Below are 23,511 nucleotides of genomic sequence, written 5' to 3'. Positions count from 1 at the left end.
TATTTTATTTGGTTGTAGTATTTAAATTTTCTCAGCAGTTCATTTTCCGAACAGTAACATTAACAATTAATTATAGAAATAATTAGTTATTGTCTTTTAGTATCATATAATTTTAAAATATTTTAATATATTCTTTCTATGAATAAATTTTTCAATTTCACTATTAACGTATACTGTCCCACTTCCTTTTCGTAATACCTTTCCTATTATCTTAGGATTCATTCCAGCTTTATGAAGATCCTCTACAATATCGTCTGCAATTTTTTTACTACTGAAAATTACTATTCCGCCATTTGTACCTGCAGTAGAGTTAGGTATGATGAAGCTCTCTGTTGCAAATTCTGCTATATCCTTATCAATTACTGGGATTTCCTCAAGTTTTACATCAACTCCTGCTTTTTCTGCAAACTCCTTAATTACGAAAATACCTGGCCCAGTTACGTCCGTCGTCATAGTTATATGATTTTCCCTGTCAAAGACTTTCTTGAATTCTGGAAGATAACTGTAAATTACTTTGGCAGTTCCTAAATTAGGAACTCTCATTAAATCTAAGGCCTTCTTTTTCGCTTTTTCTAGTCTTTCAAAAGATATTCCTTTACTTTCCATAACATCTAAAATTTCTGGTGCGGCTAAAACCCACATGTAAACATTTATTGGAGTCAATTCTCCTATTTCTCTGCTAACTATTATTACGTCACCCTCCTCTACTTTATTATAATATATTGGTAATTCGTGATCGGATTCTCCAAACACAGTAGCACCAATCATTAACGTTCCAGTATTAGGTTGTACATCATCGTTTATCTCTATATTATATTTCTTAGAAAAATTATAAAAATTCTTTCTAAGCCTCTCCTTAAGATCAATATCTGGAGAATCATATAATGGCGTCATTCTTAAATTCTGGAAAGCTCCCTTTGTGAATAGATCATTTAATGAATTAGATATAGCAACATCCACTTGCATTTGAGAACCAGGATCGTCTAATGGATCTACGATTTGTATTGTATCGTTATTAGCTAGTGTATAGGAATTTGTATCCTTTCCTTCTAATTTTACTAAATCTATAACTGCCACTTCAGCTTTAGGTACTGTAGTTACAATCGAGTGTCCCTTACCTATTGTTAATTTTCTGTTAGTTTTTATGGAAGTATAAGCCCTTAACAAAAAATTAGCGAATTTCTCTGGATTTCCAGCAGTTTCTTGATTTACTTGAATTAAACTAATAGCTCTATCTGCATCAAAACTTCCCTCACCAATAACTCTTTTTGTTTCTATCAATTCCTTACTTACAAAAATATCTGCGTCTTCCCTGGGTAAGACCTCTATGTTATTTTCTATGAGCTTTTCTTTTATTTTTTCTAATGCTGGATAAACTGTATCTATTAAATCTACTTTTACTGCACAACCAGTAGCTAAAGACAACGGATTTAATCCCATTTTCTTGTATCTCTCAAGATTTTCCTTAAATCTCTCGAAAACTTCTTCCATATAAATATACTTTATTGTCAAATTCTTAAAATTTTCGTTAAATGTGTATATCTACAGATAAACTTATATATTAAAGTTCATATTTAGGGATAAATTTAAAATAATTAAAAACGTCATCTATTTTTGCCTTTTATATTAAACATTTTTTAATATATTATGTTGTTTTACTTAAGCACATATGCCACTATTTGGAAGTAAAATTATAAGTTTAAAGGATAAGTATTTATTCTCTCTTTTTATCTAATTATACAGAGATATAATGAAATATTACTATTAATTTATATATAAATGTTTCTATTACTATATAATACTATTGAATTTTAGAGCAATATTATGAATGTTTTATGTAAAATTCAATAGTATACTTTTAATTAAAATAAATGAAAATAGTATATCCAAATATTATTAATAATTATTATTGCATCTATTCTAGCGTTCCTATTTTTGCACAATGAATCATACCATGCCTATCCAGTAGCCAAAACAACAACCAAGAATATGTTCAGTTTAAGTCTAACACTCAATTCTACCAAGTTAAAACCTGGACAATCAATAAACATTACAGTAAATCTATATTATAACGGAAAGACGCCCTTTTACCTTAACGTAAGCAAAAATGGTATAAATCTTCCGTCTCCATTTCCGTATGGCAATACATTATTAGTAGGGCTAGAAATTTTCAAAGGATACTACACTACCTCAAATATATCTAACGCTACACCTCTCTCCATTTATAATAATCTGGTAGTTTCATGTATATGTATTATACATCCAAATTAATATAAAATATTTCCAATGTCTAATCAAATTCAAATGACATATAACGGAAAATCAATAGGTAGAGGGAAAGATGACATCGCTGTTTTCCCTAAAGGATATTATGCTACACCTGCTAAATTCACATTATTTACACCGGGAATATACACAGTAGAAGGAATTAGCTACTTTAATCAAACAGTACTGGAATATTTTACTGTAACATAATAAAAATTTTCATTATATAATTGAAATATTCTAAATTAGCTGAGACATTACGTTTAATTAAATAACGAGATTCTGCTCTCAGACAAATCTTTCATATGTAATATTTTGGAATATACTTAAAATATTATATTATTAGGTATAGAATGATGAGAGCAACATATCCTATTTTAATTATAGTTATTGGATCCATATTTACTTTTTTATTTTTACATATAGAATTATATTCTAGTACTCAATTTGGCAATTCCAGTGTCCAAACAATTTCGCCAAATTTGTTAAAGCTTGATCTAGAGCTTAATTCCACTAGTATAAAACCTGGACAATCATTACAAATTACAACGGAATTATATTATATGGGAGAATCTCCTTATTATGTTAATGTAGGCAAACATTATATTCGTCTTCCATCTCCATATCCATGTGGTCAAAATCTATTAGTAGGGCTAGAAATTTTCAAAGGATACTACACTACCTCAAATATATCTAACGCAACTCCTTTATATCTTTATAAACCTGGAATATATTTTTGCCCTGTAATCCTAGCAGCAACTCAGTATAAACTACTGCCTCTCTCTAATCAAATGCAATTGATATATAACGGAAAAATTGTAGGTACAGTACATAATGAAATTTCTATTTCTATTAATGGGTATTGGATAACAAATTATACTAATCCTTTATCTGGCAAATTCACATTATTTACACCGGGAATATACACAGTAGAAGGAATTAGCTACTTTAATCAAACAGTACTGGAATATTTTACTGTAACATAATAGAGATTCTTCTGGAAAACTAGAAATTTTTTAAATTAATTAAAAAAGATAAAATTTTAGTTAATTCACATTTATAAATATTATAAAAAAATTTATTAGAGATCGTTCCCAATCATATTTTATGAGACCTGCTTATATTTGCCTTGTAATAATTGTTATAGCTATGTATTCTTTGGTTTTTGCTCATATTTTTATAAATGGAATAAATGTTTCTTATCTAGCCCTAATAACTGGAGATGTAAAGACTAAGAAAGACGATGTGAATTTCTACGTTATACTTAATAATTCTAAAATTTACCCTGGACAATTCCTGAAGATAACTGTTTTTCTCTACAATAACGGATCCACAATAATTCGAGGTGGAGAATCAAACCTTAAGATATTTTATCCCCTTCCTAATCAGAGTAAATTACCTTTTAATTTAGCTATTTTCAAAGGATACTATACTAAGTATAATATTTCATACGGTGTTCCTTTAAATATATTTAATTTTACTACAAATGATCCTAAACAGTTTTCTTTTGAAATATTACCTCATTCCAGTATAATAAAGGCTAACAATTATTATGAGAATGGAAAGACGACATTTATTATAAATGGTTATTGGGAAAATGGCTCTTTTAAGAAGTTTTCTCCTGGAGTTTACACTATAGTAGGAAGTGATTTTTTAGGCCAACTAATTATTAAACACTTCTATGTTAATGAAAAAACTTTTTAAGATGAATCAGTTATGATAGGCTGATGAACATAATTTATGTTACAACGACTACTACAAAGGTACCTCCACAGCCCTTTTATATCGAATATTTCCCAGAAATTGCTATACTTATCTTAGTAATTCCAATAGCCATAGTCTTAGGTATAGGCTTTTATATGCATTGGCTAAGTTTTTCAGAATTTTCTATTAGAAGAGAGAGAAAACCTAAAAGAAGACATAAAAAGAGCTCCTCTAAAGTAGATAAGTCTATATAATATTATCCCTCATTATAACATGAATGATAGAGGTAACAGATCTTACAAAGAATTACGGAAGAAAAGAAATTCTTAAGGGCTTAAATTTTAAAGTTAATGACCATTCTATTACAGGTTTCATAGGTCCTAACGGCGCTGGAAAAACTACCACTATTAGAATAATATCCGGATTAGCTAGACCTACATCTGGTATTGTGAAGGTTTTCGGAAAAGATCCTTGGGATAATCCAGAAGTTAAAGGAAAAATAGCCGTAATTTTCACTAACCTAACTTATCCTCAAGAAAACACTGTAGAAGAATATTTAAGAGGTTTCTCTGATATCTATGGCGTAGATCCTTCTCCATTTATAGAAGAATTCTCTTTAACACCTTACCTCAAGAAAAAACTATCAAAATTATCGTCTGGTTTGTCTCAAAAAGTTCAATTAGTTTCTGCTCTTTTAAAAAAACCTAAACTCATTATTGCAGACGAACCTACAGCTAATCTTGATCCTAAGGCTAGATCTGAATTCTATGATAAAGTAAGAAGGCTTAACAAAAACGGAGTTACATTCTTTATATCCTCACATATACTTTCAGAATTAGAGAAAATAATTACAGAAGTCGTCTTTATCAACGACGGAAAAATAGTTTTTAGCGGAAAAATAAATGAAGCACTCAATGACTCTGAAGAAGAAGAAATTTACATTCTTGTAGATAATCAAAAAGCCGCGATGAGTATCTTAAAAAATGCTAGAGTTGATGGCGGATATATAATTGTTAAAGGTAACGTAAGGGAAATAGTAGATATTCTTGATGAAAATAACATAAAAATTATTAGTTTAAGGAGGTCATCTTTAGATGAAGCTTTCAAAAAATTTTCAAATATTTAGGCTTATTTTTAGAGAAAGATATAGAGAGCCCACTATTGAAATAGTCTTTCCTTTTATGATAGCCTCAAATATATTTCTTCCAGCCTTCTTGGAGAGGGGATTTTTCCAAACTTATGCAATAGTTTTAGCATTATTCCCTATTATTAGTGTATCAGAAACTATAGCGTTTGCTTTGGGTTTGAGAAATATAATCTTCGTCACTGGAAATCATATCTATAGGGGATCTATAATACCGTTTCTTATGTTACCTATAAAGAGGAATGCAATTTTCTTTATGACGTATTTCTCCGACGTAATTTTTCCTTATATTCTTTGGTTATCGTCTTTAGAATTTTATTTAATAATTTCTGGAATATATGTTCCTTCAATAATTATTATAACTTTTACTTGCGGATATTTCTTTATAGAAAATATAATTTATTTAATTTCCTTAACTTTCAAGAGTGAAGGAATATCTACATTATTATCAATATTCACTTCTGGAATAATTTTTATATTTGGAGGAATTTTAAATTATGAATTAATAATTTCTAACTCTTCATTATTATTGTTATCTTCTTTCTCTAATCCTTTTATAGTCCTTTTAGCACAATATGAGGAAAATAAGAATATGCTGAATTTTCTTTTGAGTGGATTGTTAATTGAAATCTTAATTTTAACTTTTGCTTTACTTTATTCTTACATAAGGTTCGTGAGGTTGGAAATATGAGAATAGGAATGTTAATATTTTCTATAGGAATAGTTTTACTTTCGCTCTCAATGATTAACATAAACATTCCGGTAAATCATACAGTTTTAATAACGAAACCATATTCAATGTCTGTACCTAACGTAGCAAAAGGTTATATTATTCTCATAAATAATGACAGTAATGTTAGTCTAACAGTAAGAGTAATTCATAACGGAGTAAATATCTATAAAATACCTAAAGTATTAAAATTAACTTCAGGAAATTGGGAATTCTCCATATTTTCAGAGTCTTATACTCAAAAAGTCAGACAGACTGTAAATGAGACTGTTCATCTTCCCTGCGGAAACGTGACTCAAGAAAAAATTGTGACAAACTTAAAGGAAATAAACACAACACGTCCCATTTATCCAGCTATGATAAAAATAGAAATAACTCAGATGAATCTAGTCAATAATAAGAACTCCATAGAAATTATGGGCATAGCAATGATAATTTTAGGTTTATCAATATATATTTTAGAAAAAAAGAATATTATTTTCTTTTAATAATAATAAGCACTATTATTGCTAATACTGCTACCATAATTCCTAATACGAAAAGAATGTTTATTCCAGTTACTAGTTCTTCTTTAATAGGCCCATTAACTGTTATAGTATATCCTATAGGAACATTATATGTTCCCTTAAAACTACCTACTTCATAAAAAGGCACGTTAGCATTTAACGTAATCCTACTTGACGCTGGATACCATTGAGAAACATTATTAATATTTACTAAAAATTCCTTTTCTGTCATAACTGTTATGTTAGAAGGATTATTAACTGTAATATTCCTATTTATTATATCTAATATAACGAATCTAGTATATGAATCGGAATAGTATGTATTATTAATTACATCTATTGTAGTTCCTGAATTATACCACCCAGAAGTTATTGGCTCTTTAGTACTATTTATATAGGCCTCCAAAGGAACTCCACTATTCACTGTTACATAATATTGCTTCAAAAGACTCAAATGAACGTTTATACTTCTATTAACAATAAAATTATAAGGATATACTGCGAGTACTAAAAATCTTACGAAATTCATAGTATATGTGGAATTCTCAATTAAAACCCTTGTACCATTATTATACCAATTGGACGTTAATATTGTCTCAGTCCCATTAACCAATGCTTTAAGAGGAATATTCTGTGAAATATTTACGTAGAATTGAATTATAGGGTAAGCATAAAACTGAGTATAATTATTAACTATAATAAAGTTTGATGGTACCATTTTGATTATCAATATTCTCTCTGTATTTGTTATATAATACGATATATTCTCAACATTAATAGCTTCAGAATAATTATACCAGCCGGATACGAAAGAGATATTGGAATTGCTAACCTTAGCATATAGTTTAATTGGAGAATTAACATTAACGTAAAACTGATTATAATACACCGCAGTTACGTTAAATCCGTCTATAAAACCTGAGTTATTATAGGATATCCATCTCTCAGTAGAATTTGACCCGTTAAGAAGTTTAGAATAGGTATATGAACTATTATAATCTGCCCATACAATACCCGGGTTTGTAACCTCCTGTCTTCCTAGATAATAATAAACTATTTGGGGAGTATAACTAGTATATTCTCCCATTATCTTAAAACCAAAATCTACTTTATATTGTTCATAATAAATTATTATTAAACTACTAGAAGACGTAAAGTATCCTTCTATAGAATGGTTAGTTATCCATCTAATATTTCCATCTAGAATCTCTTGTGAAATTTCATACTCAGTACCATATGGCACTTTATAGATACCTTCAGTAACGTTTTCTTTAGTCCCATTAGGGAAAATGAGAGAGATCTCTGGAATCTGCGAAGGTTTATTTCCTTTAAATATATAATCTAAGTTCACAGTAAATATTCTCGGTTCTATAGAAATTTCAATATTTTTAACAATTTCCTGTCCGTCTTGTAACTTTACATACACTACTCCATTATATAATCCTGGAGGAGAATTTTTACTAGCATGAAGCAAGATTGATACAATTTCAGTACCTTGATCAAAAGAGCTATAAATAGGAGTATAAGAAATAAACGACGGTATAGAAAGATAGATTTTTAATATTCCAACGGCATTAACGGTCAAGTTTAAATAATTTGAAAAACCTTGAAATACTGTAATATTATTGGATGTAGAAACTGAAAAATTAACTGCCTTTTCTAATTCAGTTTTACCAGCTATTGCACAAACAAAACTCTCACCGCTCAATACACCATCCTTATAAATTAGAATTGAATAATTCTCCGGATACACAACTACAGTAAAATTATCCCCAATGTATCCTAGAGGTGGAATTCCAAATGTATCCTTATAAGATACGGACTCTGGAAATATAAGCGCACTACCGTTTGATACGTCTGAATTAATAGTAACAGAAGAAACGTCTTCTGAATTCCATAAATAACCCAAAGATGTAGAACCAGAAGTAATAGCTGCATAAGGTTGACCATTAACTGATTGACCTAAAATATCTTTGACGTTATTAACTTTTTCTGCTGTATCAGATCCAAAATTAAAAGTATTTAAAGGTTCTTGGAAATTATTGCCATTCCAGTAGTATATTGACATTTGAATATTTGCAGAAAACACGTATGTACATAGTCCTCCCCCAGGCCCTCCCATTACCAATTCCTCATCATAAAATAGACCATTATCTGCATATTCATATCCATCTATTAGAAAACTTACATTAGATGCGTCCACTACGTTTGTAACGGTTATATTATCATAGTTTATCCATCCTTGTCCATCATTATACCAAAGTAATATTTCCGGTTGACCAAGAGAATTTATTGTAACATTACTTAACATGTAAAAAGTAAAAGGATATGAATATGTTCCCATACTACCAGGTAAATCAGATGCTACATAATAGTAGAAAGTTTGTGAAGAAAACTTAATTATATTTCCGTTTCCTCTTAATCCGGTAACGTTAGCATTAGGAGAAGTAAAATTCCAAACGTTATCAATGAACTCTATACTATTATTGTCCGAGTATATTCGTGCAACATTTTGAACCCATAGAGAATAATTTTTCCCACTAGAAGAATAAACCATCACAGAATTAAATTGATAAGTCATAACGCCAGAATATAAGGATGAAGAGATATCAAGACTACCTATTGAAACTCTAGCCATAACTTGTGACGTTCTTACAATACACGGACCGTCAGGGCCTATTCCGAAGAATCCTATTCCCATAGGAGCAGGTTCAATAGAATAATACCTATAAACATTAATACCTCCAGAAAGATACTTTCCAGCTAACGTTACATTACCGTCTAAAGGAGGAAAAGCATAATAATTATAAGAAAAGTCTCTAGAATTACTAGAAAAACTCAAGAATAAATCCGGACAAACACTTATAATAACTGTTATGATTAATATGGTTCCCATTAATAACCGTGAATACATAAAAAATCTAGAAAGACCTAAAATAAAAATTTTTCTAATATGCGCCTAGATAGTTCTCTATAGTTAATAAATTCGTTAACAATTATTAATTCCTAATAGTAACAGCGTAAGACTTAAATTCAAATATTTATAATTAAAAAGTTATAGCATATCTAGCAATAGAATAAAAATTAATGTAAAATTAACAGTATGTAATAAAAAGTTTTAAAAAATTTAGGTGTTATATATAATTTAATAACAGAACACAAGTCTAGTTCTGGCATAAAAGGTAATTGAATAGTATTCTTATTATTTGAAAAATAGATTATTATTTTAAAAATTAAACTCTTTCCATTTCAACGTACATATTATTAAATACACTGAGTAGGCTTTATAAGAAAATCTCCTGCAGTATTACGTAGCGTTAAAAATAATTTAATATAATAGAAGAAAAGTTAAATAATTTGTCATAAAGCCTAAAATATTTTCGCCTAGAATAGCTAAGATTTATTTCGTTACATAATAGAATGAAAATATTTGAGTAAGAGAAATTTTCGTAAACTACTAATCATATAATTCTGAAGAGAGTCACAAAGCAAATATTATTGGAAAATAATATATTCTCCTAACTTAAGGCTTAAGAATTTTCAGCTAATTCTCAAAGCAGTCACTTATTAATTCTAAATAGATGACAAAAAAGTTTTTCTCAGAGCCACAGTTTTAATTTACAAAGAAACAATTAGTATCAATAGCTTTATAGTTCCATCATTTTTTCTATTCTTTTCCACATACTATCAATATATTCTTCTAACTTCTTGTATTCTTCTTCAGTTATCTTCTTAAACCTTCCCTGAGTTTTTATGAAATCTATTAATGGTCTTCTAGTACTCTTATCTAGACAATGCATACATTCTGAATTGACTGTTAATTTGCCGTTTTCGTATTCTATTAATGGCCAGTAACACGTTTGAACTGCTAATTTACCGACTTCTGGAGTTTTAGCAGGATCGAACATCCAACCGTATGGATCAGGTGCAAGAACTTGTAAATACTTGAAACCGTTAATACTCTTAGCCTTCTTTAATTTTGTAACAAAGTCATGCGGATAACCTATAGAGGCTGTAGCTGCATAAGGAATATTGTGATCCATCATTATAAATATCATTTCCTTCTTATTCTCCTTTTTTCCTTCTGGAGTAGTGGAAGTCGATGCACCTAATGGCGTTGAACCACTTCTTTGTCCTCCAGAGTTCATATACGCCTCATTGTCTACACAAATGTATATGAAATTTTCATTTCTTTCAGCAGCACCGCTCAACGATGCGAAACCTATATCTGCAGTTCCGCCGTCTCCTGCCCATACAACTACGGTAGTATTTTTATTTCTCAGTCTGTAAGCCCTTGCCATCCCTGAAGCCGCTGGAGGTCCTGCCGCAAAGGCTATGTTTAGTACTGGGAAATTATAGGAATTTCTGGGAGCCATCCCTTGAATTACTGAAGAGCATCCTGCAATGACTATGAGCGCAACGTCACTTCCCAATCCCATGCCCACCATTCTCATAGCCATATTCTCTGGACAGCCTGGACATGCTGAAGTTCCAGAGAGTAACGAATTACTCTTCGATAGATTTCGGAGTCCTAAGCTCAACTTTACCACCCTCCTGTGGATAATACCAATTTATTCCATTGGCTTTTCCTAATTTTGCCTTTTCCACGAAATGGGAAATAATGTTCACGAAATCTTCCTTATTAAGCAAAACTCCTCCTAATCCAGATATGACTCCAGAAATTTGGTCTAGATTTACGGTAGCCTTTATTTCTTCATATAATGGACTTCCCCTACCCATTGCCGTAGCCCTATCAATAACAAGAACAGCCTTCTTATCTTTCAAAGCCTCACTAATTTCCTTTTCACTCCACGGTCTTACGTATCTTATCCTATATAATCCTACATTAATCCCTTTATCTCTCAGATGATCTATAGCTTCCATTGCATCTCCAGCCCATGCTCCCATAAGCACTACGGCGTAATCCGCTGTATCAAGTTTATATTTAACATTGAGTGTGGAATAACTTCCTAATGGGTTTATTTTTTCATATTCCTTCCCTACTTCTCTTATTACGTCTTCAGATCTTACTAAGGCCTCGTGTATTGATTGCCTCAACTTCATATATTCTATTGGTGGAAAAATGTTTCCCATGCCTACTGGACTCTCAGTATCAAGTATATACGGCTGCCTTCTTGGAGGTAAGAAGGCGTCAATTTCTTCCTCAGCAGGGATATAAACGTTAGTCTTCATATGAGAAAGTATAAATCCGTCCATACCTACCATCATTGGCAAAAATACTCTTTCATCTTCAGAAATTCTGAAAGCTTGTAATGTTAGATCTAAAGCTTCCTGAGGATTGCTTGCAAAAGCCATTAACCAACCGCTATCTCTTTCGCTCATAAAGTCTGTGTTCTCATCCCAAATATTCCAAGGAGCTCCTACGGCTCTACTAGCTACAACCATAACTATTGGGACTCTACTGCCTAAAGCCCACCATGTCATTTCATGCATGTATAGAAGACCTTGAGAGGCAGTTGCAGTAAATGCCCTAACTCCTGCTACTGCTGCACCAAAAGTTGAAGCCATTGCCGCATGTTCGCTTTCTACCCTAACTATTTCCGCCTCAAGTTCTCCATTAGCTTTCATTTCCGCTAATTTTTCTATTATAGACGTTTGAGGAGTTATTGGATATATTCCTACCAAACCAACTCTAGCCAATTTAACGGCTAGAGCTACTGCTTCATTTCCTGAAATTATTTTTTGTCTCATGTTTCACTCACCATTTTTATTGCTTTTATTGGACACACGGAAGCGCAAACTCCACATCCCTTACAATATTCATAGTCTATTGTTACTCCATCTTCTATGTGAATAGTGGCTTCTGGGCACCATAAATAACATGCCTTGCACTTTATACATTTTTCAGTTATTACTGGCCTCATTACTCTCCAGTTTCCTGTCTTTCCTCCAGCTCCCTTATCTGGCATGGAAATAGGGAAATACTGATAGTCATTAAACTGCAATCTTCTCTACCTCCTTAACTGAATTATAAGCAATTTCAACAGCTTTCTCATTTAATTCAGCTATTTTTCCTTCAAATTCATCCTCAATTGCTATCTTTAGGCTCTCCAAGGATACTGTGCCTATTACTTTCAATAATGCTCCTAACATTATAATGTTAACTAAAGGCCATCCAGATTTTACAAGATTATTGTCCATTGCTATCTTTGTAGCATCAATATAATACGTTTCAAAATCCACGCTAGGGGGAACTTTAGAGTTAATTATTACCTTACCTGATTCCTTTAACCCCCTTAAAGGATTAGAAATCTTCAAAAGTGTAGGATCTAAAATGACTACTATGTCCGGACGACTAATTGGAGAAGTTTCTCTAATTTGGCTTTTAGAAATTCTACAATATGCCTCAATCTCAGCTCCCCTTCTTTCCGCACCGTAGATTGGGAAAGCGGAGGCCCACAAGCCGTCAATTCCCGCGGCAGTAGCCAATAGTTCCGCTGAAGTAACAACTCCTTGTCCACCTCTTCCGTGAAAACGTATCTCAAGCGATATTATCACCCATATATAAATTAAAGTATTTAGACTAATAAATGTTTTTACTGAAAAGTTCAAATATTAGGAATGCCATAATATATAACCTTTTTAAAAAACTTTCTTCTATAAATTATCTCTATCACAAGAGCAGAAGCAGAAGATATTATAGAAACCGGTAGGAAGATAGTTGAGATTCCCAATAGTACTATAGGTATTATATTGAATTTCCTCTCCTTTAGATCTCTTTTACGATACGCAGTGAAGATTTCAAGAATTCCAAAGATTATACCTATTATAATATAAGCAATGTTAGAAGTGAAGAAGAAAGCTAATGGCATCACTACAGTAAAGCAAGTTCCTATAAAAGACATGGGGGTATCTGGATTATACCATGAAGGTCTAGATTTTAACATGTAAATCATTATAGAAGACAGTACAGATAAGCAAAGGAATAGCACTGCAGGATAGAAAAATTGAGGATAAATAAAGGTTAAAATGAAGAACAGAACAGAAATGAGGCCGAAAATTACTTCCCTACTTAACCACGAATTTTTAATTCCATAGATCATGGCTAGTGCCCTTGAAAAGAATTTAGCATGAGTGATCGAAAGTATTAGAGACGAGAGAAGTAAAACGATAGAAACTGGTAAGAAGTATGGAAGTCTAAGGAGAGAGTAGGTCAATGAGATTTCACTAAAAATTGTGAAAATTAATAAACCCAAATAGTTCTTTTCTTCCTTCTCTTTGATGACATTAGCCTTAACCTTTACTCCCTCTGGTTGAATAATTTTTAAGTCAGGCTTTGTTATATCGGAAGGAGGTAAATAGTCTACTTTAGCGTCACTATTCTCTAACCAACCAAAGGCTAATGCACCAGTAGGACAAGCTTCTACACAATAAGGCATTCCTTTACCTAGTTTGTCCATGCATAAGTGGCACTTAGTCATGCTATCATTTCCCATAGTTAGAGCCTCATAAGGACAAGCCCATGTGCAATAATTACAACCTATACATCTCTCCTTCTCAACATAGACTATTCCATTATCCAGTTTCCTTAAAGCTCCAGTAGGGCAAACATCCATACATTTAGGATCTCTACAATGATTACAGGAAATAGAAAGTGCAGTCTTATTCCCATTAATATCGAAAATTGGGAGCTTTCTCCAATTCATTCCGTAAGCCTTATTACACGCATCTACACAAGCGTTACATATTATGCATTTATTATGATCAAAGATGAAACCAAGCTTTCTTTCCATATAAGAAAATTTATCGTGATAAATAATAAGACTTATTATTTAAAGATATAATAAAAAGTTATGGAAACTAGTTTTTATAGGCAGGCTCTCATAAGAAATTTTATCTCTATTATATTACAATCTCAAGATTACAAGGAGGAAATTAAGAAACAATTTTCAATAGATCAAAATAAGGAAAGAGTATGTTCGAGCTTAGAAGACCTAAGAGAAATGATAGAGGAAACCTCTACCTATATCCTTGGAAAGGAAATTAATGACGATGAAAAGGAAAAAATTTTTTCCTTGATAAAGGATGAATGTATATGAGAAGGAGATCTCAATTATTTGTACCAGCAATTAGCGAAAAAATGATAAGGAAAAGTACTGAATTAGAAGCGGACTCAATAATATTCGATTTAGAGGATTCTGTTCCATATGAGGATAAAGATAAGGCTAGGGAAATTCTTAGAAAATCTTTAGAGGAATTACAATGGAAAAATAAAGAACTCTGCGTAAGAATAAACAATTTAGGAACAAAAGAGGGATTAAAAGATCTTGTCTTAATATCAGAAATCGAAATTGATACTATAGTAATTCCTAAAGCAGAGGGAAATCTAAGTTTTGTTTATAGGTCTACTGGAAAGAACATAGAACCTTTAGTTGAAACTGCTAAGGGGTTTATTGATATTGAAAACTTAGTAAGATCTGAAGGCATAGTTTCAATTTCTTATGGTGCTGCTGATATTTCATTAAGCACTGGAGGAGAAGTTAAAACTTATGAAAATAATGAATACGTTAAAACAAAGATAGTAATGTACGCTAAAGCTTATGGAATAGACCCAATAGATAAAGTATTTTTCGATTTAAAAGATTTGAAAGGATTTGAAGAGGAATGTCTTCACGCCAAAAAGTTAGGTTATGTAGGTAAACAAGTTATACATCCTTCACAAATACCGATATCTAACAGCGTATTCTCCCCAACAAAGGAAGAAATAGAATGGGCTAAGAAAGTAATAGAAGCTTACGAAAACGCAATAAAAGAAGGGAGAGGAGCTATAAGACTTGAAGACAAATTAATAGATAACGTTCATTATGCAATAGCTAAAAAAATTGTTAAGGATTATGGATAGCCTTTTTTATTTCCTCTATAGATGAAGGATTATCTAAGGAAGACACGTCGCCTAAATTCTTTCCTAAAATTATAGCTCTTATTAGTCTCCTCATAATTTTCGCGTTCCTGGTCTTAGGTAATTCCTTGACTATTTTAATTTCAGATGGAGCAATCGCCTTACCCAACATTTTTTGAGTATATTCTAGAATTTTATTTTCATCCTTATTTTTAGAAACTACGAAACAAATTATCTTTTCGCCTTTCAAAGGATCAGGAACTCCAACACAAGCAGACTCAATAACATCAGGATAAGAATTCACTACTGCCTCTACTTCAGCTGGACCTACCCTTTTACCTGAAACTTTTATTGTATCATCGCTCCTTCCTACAATATAATAGTACCCTTCTTCATCGTAATAAGCTAAATCCCCGTGTACCCACACATCCTTCCATCTTGACCAATAAGTTTCAATATATCTCTCCTTATTATTCCAAAATCCTCTTGTCATTCCAGGCCATACGCTTAAGATCACTAATTCTCCTTCAGTTTTGGGATTTGCCCTCTTACCTTCCTCGTCAAATACATCTGCTTTTATCCCTGGACTAAAACCGTTAAATGATGAAGGTTTTATGTCCTTGATGACATAATTTCCTAAAATTCCTCCTGAAATTTCTGTTCCTCCAGAGTAATTAATTATAGGTGAATCTGTAACTTTTAATAGCCATTTCCAGCTCTCTACATCTATAGGTTCACCAGTGTTTCCCACTATTCTTAAATTGAGTTTATATATCTCAGATTCAGCTCTTAATGCTCTCACAAGACTTGCAGACAATCCTAGAATATTTACTTTCAATTCATCAACAAATCTAGATAAAGTGTTCTGATCTGGATAACCCTCAAATAAGGCTATTTTATTATTTAATAACATTCCACCAAATAAAAACCAAGGTCCCATCATCCACCCCATATCAGAAATCCAAGATATCGTTTCTCCCTCCTTAGCATCGAAATTAAAGAAGACATCTGCAGAAGCCTTAAGAGGAAATCCGTCGTGTGTATGTACACATCCCTTAGGTTTACCTGTAGTGCCAGAAGTGTAAATGATCATAATAGGATCTTCTGTAGAAGTGTCCTCGACATAATCTCCAGGAGTTTTAAGAACCTCATTAAAATCCAGATAATCCTTTTCATCTCCTCTTTTCACTATGACTTTTTCTATTGGAATATCCTTTATGTTCTGAAGCATGTCTATCTCTTTTCCTTTCCTCATCGTAATGTCGGAAGCAAAGATTAGCTTAGCGTTACTATCGTCAATTCTTGTCTTAATTGGTTCCTTACCAAATCCAGAAAATAAAGGAACCACTATCATGCCTGCCCTTATTATGCCAAGAAACGTTGGAACGATTTCTGGAATCATAGGCATGTAAACAGCTACTCTATCTCCTTTCTTTAATCCTATCTTGTGAAGCCAACTGCTTACTGCCTTAGTTTGGTTTAAAATTTGAGAGTAAGTTAATTCTTTCTTTTCTCCTTTTTCATTCATATACTTAACAAAAATATCGCTACTTTCTTTCAATTGATTCCCTACATTTAATCCTCCGCCTACGAACCATTTAGGCCATTGTTTCCCTTCAGATAAGTCAAGAACTTTAGTATATTTTCTATGAAAATTAAAAATCTTATTAGCAAAATACTCCCAAAATTCTGGTGTAGTAGAATATTCCAAAAAAGAATCAAAATCTAAAGATTTTTGAGCCATAAAATTATAAACATTACTTTCCTCTATCCATTCCTTGCTCGGTTTCCAACTCATTTTACTTTTACCCTTAATGGTATATTATATTCAAGTATTTCAACTTCTTTGCCAATTTCAGGAACTCCTTCAATATAAGCAAGAATTCCTCCTTCTACGCCTTCAAAGGATATGAACCCAAGAGTTATAGGAGTCTCTAACTTTTTACCGTCATTATCATAATAGATTATAGTGAAAGAGTCTATAAACGGCTTACCCTTAATTTCCTCTAATTTCTGTAGCCCAAAGCAATCGCAGAACATTTTAGGAGGTACAGATACCTTACCGCATTTATCACATCTACCTCCTAAAATTTTCTTATCCTTCAGTGCCTTAAAGAACTCTTCTCCATTCTTTCCCGCAGTATATACATATTCAAATACTTCCATGTTATCTTTTACTTGAATTGAGTTTGCACTTTTATCCCATGCCATTCAAATCACCTTGAAACATTCGATATCGTTCACATCTCCTTTTCTTTGACTTTTCCAAACTGCTTTCACTCTCTTACCTATTATAGACATGTTCTTAACTTCTTCATATGAACAACATATCCTATGAAAGACTCCAGGGAAGACGTAATCGTTTTCTTTAGATGGAAATAGCCTTATAGTACCTACAATCTCAGGCTCCTCAATCTTTTCTCTAGTCCATGAAATGAAACTTGCAACTGCAGTCTCAACTATTCCTTCATCCTTAACTTCTACCCATTCGTCTGTAGGCCTAAAGCAATCCTCACAATACATTTTTGGAGGAACGTAAACTCTACCGCATTTATTACATTTCCTCCCTATTATTTTACCCTCCTTTAATCCCTCCAAATATTTAGATATGGCTTGACCAGCAGAATATTCGTATTTAGCGAAAGGTTTATAGCTTATAGTAATATGATCTTTTAATTCCTCCTCTTTTAGAGGATTTTCCAATTCTTTTCTCTCCATCTAACTCACCTTAATTCCTCATAACTATAACTGTTGAGGCTTGCATCAAATCGCCCCAGGCTTGTGCAACACCAGTATGAACTGGTTTTTTGACTTGCATTTTACCTGCAATTCCCTTTAATTGCCAATAAATACTTATAGTTTTCATTAAGCCTGCAGCAGCTATTGGATTTCCAACTCCCAAAAGACCGCCAGAAGGGCTTGAAGGAATATCCCCATCAATGTCAAATACTCCCTCCTTAAGTAACGTAGGAGCCTCTCCCTTTTTGGCTATCATTAAACCTTCCAAATGATGAAGCTCCTTATAATCAAAGGGATCATAAGGCTCTACTACGTCTATTTCCTTATAAGGTCTTTCAATCTTAGCCATCTTGTAAGCCATCCTGGCTGCATTCTCTAAATATCTTGGATAAGCTAATTCTCTCCCTGGCCAAGACGTGTTATCCAAAGTCCATCCTACTCCTTCAATCCATACTGGAGTATCCGTATATCTCCTTACAACGTCTTCAGTAGCCACAACCATAGCTGCAGCTCCATCACTTGTTGGGCTCACGTCTAGCAATTGAACTGGCCATACCAGGACTTCACTCTTTAATACATCATCAACAGTTATGTTTCCTGGAAGTTGAGCATAAGGATTATTCATTGCGTTCCTCTTATTCTTTACTGAAACTAAAGCTATTTCCTCTTTCCTTATGCCGTATTTTGCCATATACCTATGCATTTCCATAGCAAATATCCAGATGAGGTTAGGATTAAGGGGTTTTTCAGTTATAGGATCCCATATGTATTTAAATACAGATTGAGGATGAGGTCTAGCAGGACTCATTTTTTCTTCAGCTATTGCTAAAACTTTTTCACAAAGACCGCTAGCTACATGATACCACGCAGAAATTGCAGTCATAACACCAGTAGCTCCACCTACGTAAACTCTACTAACCATTTTCTTCTCTCCTCCTGCTTTAGCCAAATATTCTCCCTTCATATGAACTCCATCAAAAGCATCAGGAGCACTCCCTATTACTACGCAATCAATATCCTTTAACTCCAAACCCGCTTCATCTAATGCCCTACTTGCTGCAATATACGCTAATTCTTGAGGAGTCTCAAGCATCCTTCTCCTGAACAGTGTTAATCCTGCACCTATTACTCCGACTTTCCTCATTTTCTCACCACCAATACTGAGCCAGTATAAGTGGGAATTCCCCTCCAACTAGCTACTATGGCACTTTCATGTCCCTCTTCAATAAAATCTACGGCATCTAAAAGTAAAGAAAGGCCTGAAGCCTCTAAAGGAACACCTTTAGCTAAATGTCCTCCATAAGGATTAACCTCAATGTTTTGGTCTCTTAAAAATTCCTTAGAACTTATGCCTAAAGCCTCTAGGTGTTGAAGTTCCTTATAACTGTATCTGTCATCTACAAATATTCCGTCTACTTGAGAAGGTTTCACGTTAGCCATCTTATAAGCTTGCCTTGATGCTATAGACAAATACTCAGCTTCACCGAGTTTTTCTGCAGTAGAAAAAGACATTCCTTCTATCCACACTGGATCATATTTTCTAGCAATTTCCTCTGAAGCTAGAATAAAAACAATGCTGGCATCAACATATTTAGCTATATCCATAGTAGATAACGGATAAACTAAGAAATCCTGAGATAATACGTCTTCAACACTTACTTTAGAAGCAAAAGAAGATCTAGGAGTCTTAAATCCAGAACTAAGGTTTCTTGATACTACTTCAGCTAAATCTTCCCTTTTTATTCCGTAATTTTTCATGAACTTTGTAGCGTCAAGACCTGCAAGGAAATTAACGTTAACTCCTAACCTAGAAAAGAGAGGATCCATTCCCAATTCAATGATTTTATCGATTTTCTCAATGTCACTAGGTTTCGCATGAGACTCAACTACGGTAACCTTCGAAACTCCAGATAAAATCTGCATTGCACCGTGGATGATTCCTTGAATCCCATCTCCAGGTACTGTCATAGTAGGTCTCATTGCACCTCCTATTGGATCTGGAGCAAATTCGTCAGCTATCGATATTCCTTCCCAGAAATCCTCTTGACATGAAACGAAAGTATCTACGTCCTTCCTTGGATCTATTCCAGAACTTTCGTATGCCCTGCTTGCAGCTTCAAAAACCATTTCCCTGAAGGAAAGATCTTTTACTTGAGGACGAAAGCCATACCATCCTGCTCCTATTATTCCAACTTTTTCCAACTTAGTCACAATAGTTTATATATCTTCAAAAATATAAATGATTTCATAAATTTCATTACTAATAAGGGTTTAAAAACTTCCATTAATTCCTACTGTAAATATATAATTATACAATAACTACTTATTAATTTATTTTTAATTATTATGGAATTGAAAGACAAGATACACATAAAAAATGGAAAAACTAGAATAGTTTATCTTTAAAATATTTTATTAATATTTTTTGATATAATATGAAGTTGAACCTCGTCCGATCCTTCCCCAATCCTAGTTAATCTAATGTCTCTATATATCCTTTCAATTTTACTTCCTTTAGCGTATCCCATACCTCCCATTATTTGAAGAGATTGATCAACTATTTCTTGGGAAATCCTAGAAGATTGCAGTTTAAGAGAAGAAATAAGATAATCGTTCATATTCTCACATACATATTTTAGGAAACTTTTCAACATAAGAATTTTAGAAATAGAATCTGAAACCTTCCACAAATTCCCTTGATGCTCTAAAACCTTCTTACCGAAAACTATTCTAGAATTACCCCACTCTAACGCTTCCTCTATTGCACCTTCCGCTAATCCTATAGATATGGCAGATATTGCAACTCTTCCAATATTTAGTGCATATTTTATTACTTCCCATCCACCTATATGTTCACCTTTACATTCTTCAAACTTAACGTGGGCCGTCCCTGTTCCCCTATTTCCCATAACTTCTATTTTAGAAACACTGATACATGGATCCCTATTTACTAAAAACGCATTTATTTTGTTGTCAACTTTAGCTGCGACTAAATAAAGATCGGCGTAAAGACCTTGAGTAATCCACATCTTTTCTCCAGTTATAATCCATTCATTTTTCTTTACTGCTTTAGTTTTCATTGAAGAAGTATCACTACCGCAACAAGGCTCACTTAATCCAAAAGAACCTATTTTTTCTCCAGAAGATAAAGCATTAACATCTACCTTAGAGAATTTCCTTATAGGTTCTGTAACTAACTCTGTTTGAGCGTCCTGAATTAAAGCAACAGAACCGCTAACTTTGGCTATCTCTTCTAAAATTAGCATTGCAGTATAAAGATCTAAGCCTTGATAAAGTGGATTAAGAATACCAATGGATCCCATTTCTCTTACTAAATTTCTAGGATACCAATCTTCCCTATCTATCTTCTCTGATAATGGCTCTATTTTGTTTTTAGAAAAATTTCTTACAGTATCTAGAATAAGTTGTGATTCTAACATAAATTTATCTTAGATTACAAGTTTTTAAACTTAGATTATAATAGTGATTATATAGAAAAGATCTAAGTAACTAATAACTGTAAACTTTTTACGTAGAAAGGTAAATCAGTTTGTATAAAAATCATGGCAAGTAGGACTTAGATAGTCTCTTGTATAAATCTTAAACTACGGAAACACCTACTATCCACTGACAAGGCTTGTAAAGATATTGATAACAAGATAGATAATTTAGATAGAGAAAATTAATAGGTACTTCATTTAGAGGAAGAGAGAAAGGGTTTAAAAAGAGACTAAGCCTTTTTACGTAAGTATTCAACTATCGTTATTTGAGAGAGAGGACAACTTTTACCTATAATAACCTTTTGTGGATAAAATGTCTCTTTGGAAAATACCCCTTGTATTTTCTCAGCAAAATAATGATAAAAATGAGAATTATGGCAGAAATCTCTTATCCTTATGTCGTAAATCCCCGCCCCATGTCTCAATATTATTTTACCTGCTAATTCCTTAGGTTCTTCTATTACACCTATATGGTAAAAATGCTCTTTCACTATACTGTTTTCCCTCTCTAATTTCTTTGAAGAAAACACTAATCGTATTTTTACACGGGTTTTTACGCCGTCAATAAACCCGTTTTCTATAGAATTTTCTATTTTATCGTCCATATACATATAACGATATTTACTATTAATTTCCCTGAAAACTAACGGTATAACGTTACGATATAGACGGCTCTGTTTAAACTCTTCCTTCTGCTCTTCCGTCATTTTCCAAATAGGGATATACGCCGTAGTGCTGAAAATAATAGGCATAACCTATCACCTAAATAAATATGATGAAAAAAGACTATATCTTTTTAATCTTCTTCATCACGCGGGTCATAAAACGAAATACGTCATATACTTCGTCAGAATAAGATTTTATTACACCGTTTTCTACTGTTAAATCGTACGGAAAATCAATATTATCATTAGAATCTATATCTTTGATAATGTCCGTTATCTCCTGTGTCAAATCATCAAAAGTATAAGTTCCCGATTCAATATCTCTGCTTGATACTTCGAGCGTTAGATCTTCTGCCTTGTATTTGGCGGAAAGTTCTGTAATTTGGTCACCTATTTGGACGTAGGCTTTACTAATAAAAATGGAAAGTTAACCATTCTTTAAAAGTCTAATTATACTTTCAAATATTACCATTACACTTAGCATTCCTAAACCTATGCCAAGAAAATAAAACCATAACGTAGCGTACCATGGCGGTGGAATTTTAACACAATAGGCTAATGGCCCAAGTGGTTGTATGTTAGATGGATAAGCTACATGGATCGGCTTAGCTATATATACTGTGTGATCCATTGATAGTAACCATAATCCAACACCGATTAAAACTAAAGAAGACAGTATTATAATTAAACCTCTTTTATCTGCCTTTCTTAAGGAAAAATGAACAGTCAATAAGGTAGAAATTATACCTGCAACAAGTATTAGAACTGAAACCCACAACATATAAAAAAAAGAAAATTTAACTTTTAATATAAATCTTTTCGTTATGGCTGTTCCCAATTACCCATGTATTAGATGTTTGGGCTCCAGTTTGTAATGTTGGTAATAACATTAGTGATATTATGGATAGACTTAGAAGGCTTATCCACTTCATTGTGGTTGGGAAGAGGGAAAAAGGGTTTAAAAAAGAGTTATAATGATAGCTAATGAATCATCAATTACTATAAGTGCTGTAATGATAGTAAATGGTAATAATCCTAACCATTTATAATTACTAATTTTTAAGTAATCGAAAAGTTTACTAAACCAATATACGCCATTTAGGAATAAAAGTTTCTCGCCAGTTAAAACAGTTATAACATTAGAGAAAGACGTAGAATATCCAATAAAGACATTACGATCCATACATAGAATATGTAAATAAGCGAATACTAAAGTTGCTACATAGTCGTATAAATTACCTAAAATAAGGATAAGCCAAAGAGTTCTAATTCTCATAAGATCACCTAACTTACGCAAATATTATGTTTTTTGCAGAAGTGGTTAAGTGACAACTTATAACGTTAGTACTTCTGAAAAGTTTTTGTATCATGGTTTCCTAATTTTTGCCTAGTTAAAGG

At 32.6% G+C, this 23,511-nt stretch carries 27 protein-coding genes; 10 read left to right on the top strand and 17 right to left on the bottom strand.

Annotation, left to right across the window (positions count from 1 at the left end):
• Positions 1 to 102: 102 nt before the first annotated feature.
• Positions 103 to 1,491, bottom strand: coding sequence for a SelD-related putative sulfur metabolism protein (locus tag DFR85_RS29760; RefSeq protein WP_432417913.1), 1,389 nt, complete (start codon positions 1,489 to 1,491; stop codon positions 103 to 105).
• A gap of 444 nt (positions 1,492 to 1,935) precedes the next feature.
• On the opposite strand from DFR85_RS29760, the gene DFR85_RS32035 reads away from it, so the two are divergent.
• The 8 genes from DFR85_RS32035 (at position 1,936) to DFR85_RS29725 (ending at position 6,331) form a co-directional block, all read left to right on the top strand.
• Positions 1,936 to 2,271 carry a hypothetical protein gene (locus DFR85_RS32035; protein ID WP_246252914.1) on the top strand — a complete coding sequence of 112 codons (336 nt, stop codon included), beginning with the start codon at positions 1,936 to 1,938 and terminating at the stop codon, positions 2,269 to 2,271.
• Positions 2,272 to 2,286: 15 nt separating this feature from the next.
• The gene (locus tag DFR85_RS32030) at positions 2,287 to 2,475 is read left to right on the top strand and encodes a hypothetical protein (RefSeq protein ID WP_246252913.1); all 189 of its coding nucleotides are present in this window, start codon (positions 2,287 to 2,289) and stop codon (positions 2,473 to 2,475) included.
• Between the two features lie 146 nt (positions 2,476 to 2,621).
• The gene (locus DFR85_RS29750) at positions 2,622 to 3,251 is read left to right on the top strand and encodes a hypothetical protein (RefSeq protein ID WP_110271927.1); all 630 of its coding nucleotides are present in this window, start codon (positions 2,622 to 2,624) and stop codon (positions 3,249 to 3,251) included.
• A gap of 121 nt (positions 3,252 to 3,372) precedes the next feature.
• A complete protein-coding gene (locus DFR85_RS29745) occupies positions 3,373 to 3,969 on the top strand; it encodes a hypothetical protein (protein ID WP_110271400.1) in 597 nt (198 codons plus the stop codon).
• Positions 3,970 to 3,992: 23 nt separating this feature from the next.
• Positions 3,993 to 4,223 (top strand): hypothetical protein, encoded by a 231-nt coding sequence (locus tag DFR85_RS29740; RefSeq protein WP_110271399.1) that lies wholly within the window; start codon positions 3,993 to 3,995, stop codon positions 4,221 to 4,223.
• A 23-nt stretch (positions 4,224 to 4,246) separates the two neighbouring features.
• A complete protein-coding gene (locus tag DFR85_RS29735) occupies positions 4,247 to 5,095 on the top strand; it encodes an ABC transporter ATP-binding protein (protein ID WP_110271398.1) in 849 nt (282 codons plus the stop codon).
• Positions 5,064 to 5,804 (top strand): hypothetical protein, encoded by a 741-nt coding sequence (locus tag DFR85_RS29730; RefSeq protein WP_110271397.1) that lies wholly within the window; start codon positions 5,064 to 5,066, stop codon positions 5,802 to 5,804. The genes DFR85_RS29735 and DFR85_RS29730 overlap by 32 nt, the downstream gene beginning before the upstream one ends.
• On the top strand, positions 5,801 to 6,331 hold the full coding sequence (locus DFR85_RS29725) for a hypothetical protein (protein ID WP_110271396.1): 531 nt from the start codon (positions 5,801 to 5,803) through the stop codon (positions 6,329 to 6,331). The genes DFR85_RS29730 and DFR85_RS29725 overlap by 4 nt, the downstream gene beginning before the upstream one ends.
• Here DFR85_RS29725 and DFR85_RS29720 read toward each other — a convergent pair.
• The 6 genes from DFR85_RS29720 to DFR85_RS29695 form a co-directional block, all read right to left on the bottom strand.
• Positions 6,318 to 9,263: a thermopsin gene (locus DFR85_RS29720; RefSeq protein WP_110271395.1), complete on the bottom strand. Its 2,946-nt coding sequence runs from the start codon at positions 9,261 to 9,263 to the stop codon at positions 6,318 to 6,320. The two genes, DFR85_RS29725 and DFR85_RS29720, sit on opposite strands and share 14 nt — an antisense overlap.
• 733 nt (positions 9,264 to 9,996) lie before the next feature.
• Positions 9,997 to 10,890 carry a pyruvate synthase subunit PorB gene (porB, locus tag DFR85_RS29715; protein ID WP_110271926.1) on the bottom strand — a complete coding sequence of 298 codons (894 nt, stop codon included), beginning with the start codon at positions 10,888 to 10,890 and terminating at the stop codon, positions 9,997 to 9,999.
• A complete protein-coding gene (locus tag DFR85_RS29710) occupies positions 10,856 to 12,061 on the bottom strand; it encodes a transketolase C-terminal domain-containing protein (protein ID WP_110271394.1) in 1,206 nt (401 codons plus the stop codon). Before DFR85_RS29710 ends, porB begins: the two co-directional genes overlap by 35 nt.
• The gene (locus DFR85_RS29705) at positions 12,058 to 12,279 is read right to left on the bottom strand and encodes a 4Fe-4S binding protein (protein WP_110271924.1); all 222 of its coding nucleotides are present in this window, start codon (positions 12,277 to 12,279) and stop codon (positions 12,058 to 12,060) included. The genes DFR85_RS29710 and DFR85_RS29705 overlap by 4 nt, the downstream gene beginning before the upstream one ends.
• A gap of 25 nt (positions 12,280 to 12,304) precedes the next feature.
• Positions 12,305 to 12,868, bottom strand: a complete 564-nt coding sequence (locus tag DFR85_RS29700) for a 2-oxoacid:acceptor oxidoreductase subunit gamma family protein (RefSeq protein ID WP_110271925.1) — start codon at positions 12,866 to 12,868, stop codon at positions 12,305 to 12,307.
• Positions 12,869 to 12,918: 50 nt separating this feature from the next.
• Positions 12,919 to 14,103, bottom strand: coding sequence for a 4Fe-4S dicluster domain-containing protein (locus DFR85_RS29695; protein WP_110271393.1), 1,185 nt, complete (start codon positions 14,101 to 14,103; stop codon positions 12,919 to 12,921).
• 60 nt (positions 14,104 to 14,163) lie between these two features.
• Between DFR85_RS29695 and DFR85_RS29690 the strand changes: the two genes are divergently transcribed.
• Both DFR85_RS29690 and DFR85_RS29685 read left to right on the top strand, forming a co-directional pair.
• A complete protein-coding gene (locus DFR85_RS29690) occupies positions 14,164 to 14,409 on the top strand; it encodes a hypothetical protein (protein ID WP_110271392.1) in 246 nt (81 codons plus the stop codon).
• Complete coding sequence (locus DFR85_RS29685; protein WP_110271923.1) at positions 14,406 to 15,212, top strand: HpcH/HpaI aldolase/citrate lyase family protein; 807 nt, start codon at positions 14,406 to 14,408, stop codon at positions 15,210 to 15,212. Before DFR85_RS29690 ends, DFR85_RS29685 begins: the two co-directional genes overlap by 4 nt.
• On the opposite strand, the gene DFR85_RS29680 is transcribed toward DFR85_RS29685, so the two are convergent.
• The 10 genes from DFR85_RS29680 to DFR85_RS29635 form a co-directional block, all read right to left on the bottom strand.
• Positions 15,196 to 17,007, bottom strand: coding sequence for an AMP-binding protein (locus DFR85_RS29680; RefSeq protein ID WP_110271391.1), 1,812 nt, complete (start codon positions 17,005 to 17,007; stop codon positions 15,196 to 15,198). The two genes, DFR85_RS29685 and DFR85_RS29680, sit on opposite strands and share 17 nt — an antisense overlap.
• Positions 17,004 to 17,420, bottom strand: coding sequence for a Zn-ribbon domain-containing OB-fold protein (locus tag DFR85_RS29675; protein WP_168367217.1), 417 nt, complete (start codon positions 17,418 to 17,420; stop codon positions 17,004 to 17,006). Before DFR85_RS29675 ends, DFR85_RS29680 begins: the two co-directional genes overlap by 4 nt.
• The gene (locus DFR85_RS29670) at positions 17,421 to 17,912 is read right to left on the bottom strand and encodes a Zn-ribbon domain-containing OB-fold protein (RefSeq protein ID WP_110271921.1); all 492 of its coding nucleotides are present in this window, start codon (positions 17,910 to 17,912) and stop codon (positions 17,421 to 17,423) included.
• Positions 17,913 to 17,937: 25 nt separating this feature from the next.
• Positions 17,938 to 19,092 (bottom strand): thiolase domain-containing protein, encoded by a 1,155-nt coding sequence (locus tag DFR85_RS29665; protein WP_110271390.1) that lies wholly within the window; start codon positions 19,090 to 19,092, stop codon positions 17,938 to 17,940.
• On the bottom strand, positions 19,089 to 20,162 hold the full coding sequence (locus DFR85_RS29660) for a thiolase C-terminal domain-containing protein (protein ID WP_110271389.1): 1,074 nt from the start codon (positions 20,160 to 20,162) through the stop codon (positions 19,089 to 19,091). Before DFR85_RS29660 ends, DFR85_RS29665 begins: the two co-directional genes overlap by 4 nt.
• Before the next feature lie 188 nt (positions 20,163 to 20,350).
• Complete coding sequence (locus DFR85_RS29655) at positions 20,351 to 21,388, bottom strand: acyl-CoA dehydrogenase family protein (protein ID WP_110271388.1); 1,038 nt, start codon at positions 21,386 to 21,388, stop codon at positions 20,351 to 20,353.
• 290 nt (positions 21,389 to 21,678) lie between these two features.
• Positions 21,679 to 22,200 carry a hypothetical protein gene (locus tag DFR85_RS29650; RefSeq protein ID WP_162582865.1) on the bottom strand — a complete coding sequence of 174 codons (522 nt, stop codon included), beginning with the start codon at positions 22,198 to 22,200 and terminating at the stop codon, positions 21,679 to 21,681.
• A gap of 34 nt (positions 22,201 to 22,234) precedes the next feature.
• The gene (locus DFR85_RS29645; RefSeq protein ID WP_162582863.1) at positions 22,235 to 22,402 is read right to left on the bottom strand and encodes a hypothetical protein; all 168 of its coding nucleotides are present in this window, start codon (positions 22,400 to 22,402) and stop codon (positions 22,235 to 22,237) included.
• Positions 22,403 to 22,540: 138 nt separating this feature from the next.
• Positions 22,541 to 22,894: a hypothetical protein gene (locus DFR85_RS29640; RefSeq protein ID WP_110271386.1), complete on the bottom strand. Its 354-nt coding sequence runs from the start codon at positions 22,892 to 22,894 to the stop codon at positions 22,541 to 22,543.
• 177 nt (positions 22,895 to 23,071) lie between these two features.
• Positions 23,072 to 23,389, bottom strand: coding sequence for a hypothetical protein (locus DFR85_RS29635; protein ID WP_110271385.1), 318 nt, complete (start codon positions 23,387 to 23,389; stop codon positions 23,072 to 23,074).
• Positions 23,390 to 23,511: the final 122 nt, after the last annotated feature.

The sequence above is a fragment of the Acidianus brierleyi genome (assembly GCF_003201835.2).
In the GTDB taxonomy this organism is placed as follows: Archaea; Thermoproteota; Thermoprotei_A; order Sulfolobales; family Sulfolobaceae; genus Aramenus; species Aramenus brierleyi.
Note: the sequence above shows the minus strand (reverse complement) of the source record. Positions and strands in the feature narration are given on the sequence as shown.

Bases quoted from the DNA above. Each gene is read 5' to 3' on its own strand.
- DFR85_RS29760 (WP_432417913.1), bottom strand. From the start codon at position 1,491: ATGGAAGAAGTTTTCGAGAGATTTAAGGAAAATCTTGAGAGATACAAG.
- DFR85_RS32030 (WP_246252913.1), top strand. From the start codon at position 2,287: ATGTCTAATCAAATTCAAATGACATATAACGGAAAATCAATAGGTAGA.
- DFR85_RS29750 (WP_110271927.1), top strand. From the start codon at position 2,622: ATGAGAGCAACATATCCTATTTTAATTATAGTTATTGGATCCATATTT.
- DFR85_RS29745 (WP_110271400.1), top strand. From the start codon at position 3,373: ATGAGACCTGCTTATATTTGCCTTGTAATAATTGTTATAGCTATGTAT.
- DFR85_RS29740 (WP_110271399.1), top strand. From the start codon at position 3,993: ATGAACATAATTTATGTTACAACGACTACTACAAAGGTACCTCCACAG.
- DFR85_RS29735 (WP_110271398.1), top strand. From the start codon at position 4,247: ATGATAGAGGTAACAGATCTTACAAAGAATTACGGAAGAAAAGAAATT.
- DFR85_RS29730 (WP_110271397.1), top strand. From the start codon at position 5,064: ATGAAGCTTTCAAAAAATTTTCAAATATTTAGGCTTATTTTTAGAGAA.
- DFR85_RS29725 (WP_110271396.1), top strand. From the start codon at position 5,801: ATGAGAATAGGAATGTTAATATTTTCTATAGGAATAGTTTTACTTTCG.
- DFR85_RS29720 (WP_110271395.1), bottom strand. From the start codon at position 9,263: ATGTATTCACGGTTATTAATGGGAACCATATTAATCATAACAGTTATT.
- DFR85_RS29710 (WP_110271394.1), bottom strand. From the start codon at position 12,061: ATGAGACAAAAAATAATTTCAGGAAATGAAGCAGTAGCTCTAGCCGTT.
- DFR85_RS29705 (WP_110271924.1), bottom strand. From the start codon at position 12,279: ATGCCAGATAAGGGAGCTGGAGGAAAGACAGGAAACTGGAGAGTAATG.
- DFR85_RS29695 (WP_110271393.1), bottom strand. From the start codon at position 14,103: ATGGAAAGAAAGCTTGGTTTCATCTTTGATCATAATAAATGCATAATA.
- DFR85_RS29690 (WP_110271392.1), top strand. From the start codon at position 14,164: ATGGAAACTAGTTTTTATAGGCAGGCTCTCATAAGAAATTTTATCTCT.
- DFR85_RS29685 (WP_110271923.1), top strand. From the start codon at position 14,406: ATGAGAAGGAGATCTCAATTATTTGTACCAGCAATTAGCGAAAAAATG.
- DFR85_RS29680 (WP_110271391.1), bottom strand. From the start codon at position 17,007: ATGAGTTGGAAACCGAGCAAGGAATGGATAGAGGAAAGTAATGTTTAT.
- DFR85_RS29675 (WP_168367217.1), bottom strand. From the start codon at position 17,420: ATGGCATGGGATAAAAGTGCAAACTCAATTCAAGTAAAAGATAACATG.
- DFR85_RS29665 (WP_110271390.1), bottom strand. From the start codon at position 19,092: ATGAGGAAAGTCGGAGTAATAGGTGCAGGATTAACACTGTTCAGGAGA.
- DFR85_RS29655 (WP_110271388.1), bottom strand. From the start codon at position 21,388: ATGTTAGAATCACAACTTATTCTAGATACTGTAAGAAATTTTTCTAAA.
- DFR85_RS29650 (WP_162582865.1), bottom strand. From the start codon at position 22,200: ATGCCTATTATTTTCAGCACTACGGCGTATATCCCTATTTGGAAAATG.
- DFR85_RS29640 (WP_110271386.1), bottom strand. From the start codon at position 22,894: ATGTTGTGGGTTTCAGTTCTAATACTTGTTGCAGGTATAATTTCTACC.
- DFR85_RS29635 (WP_110271385.1), bottom strand. From the start codon at position 23,389: ATGAGAATTAGAACTCTTTGGCTTATCCTTATTTTAGGTAATTTATAC.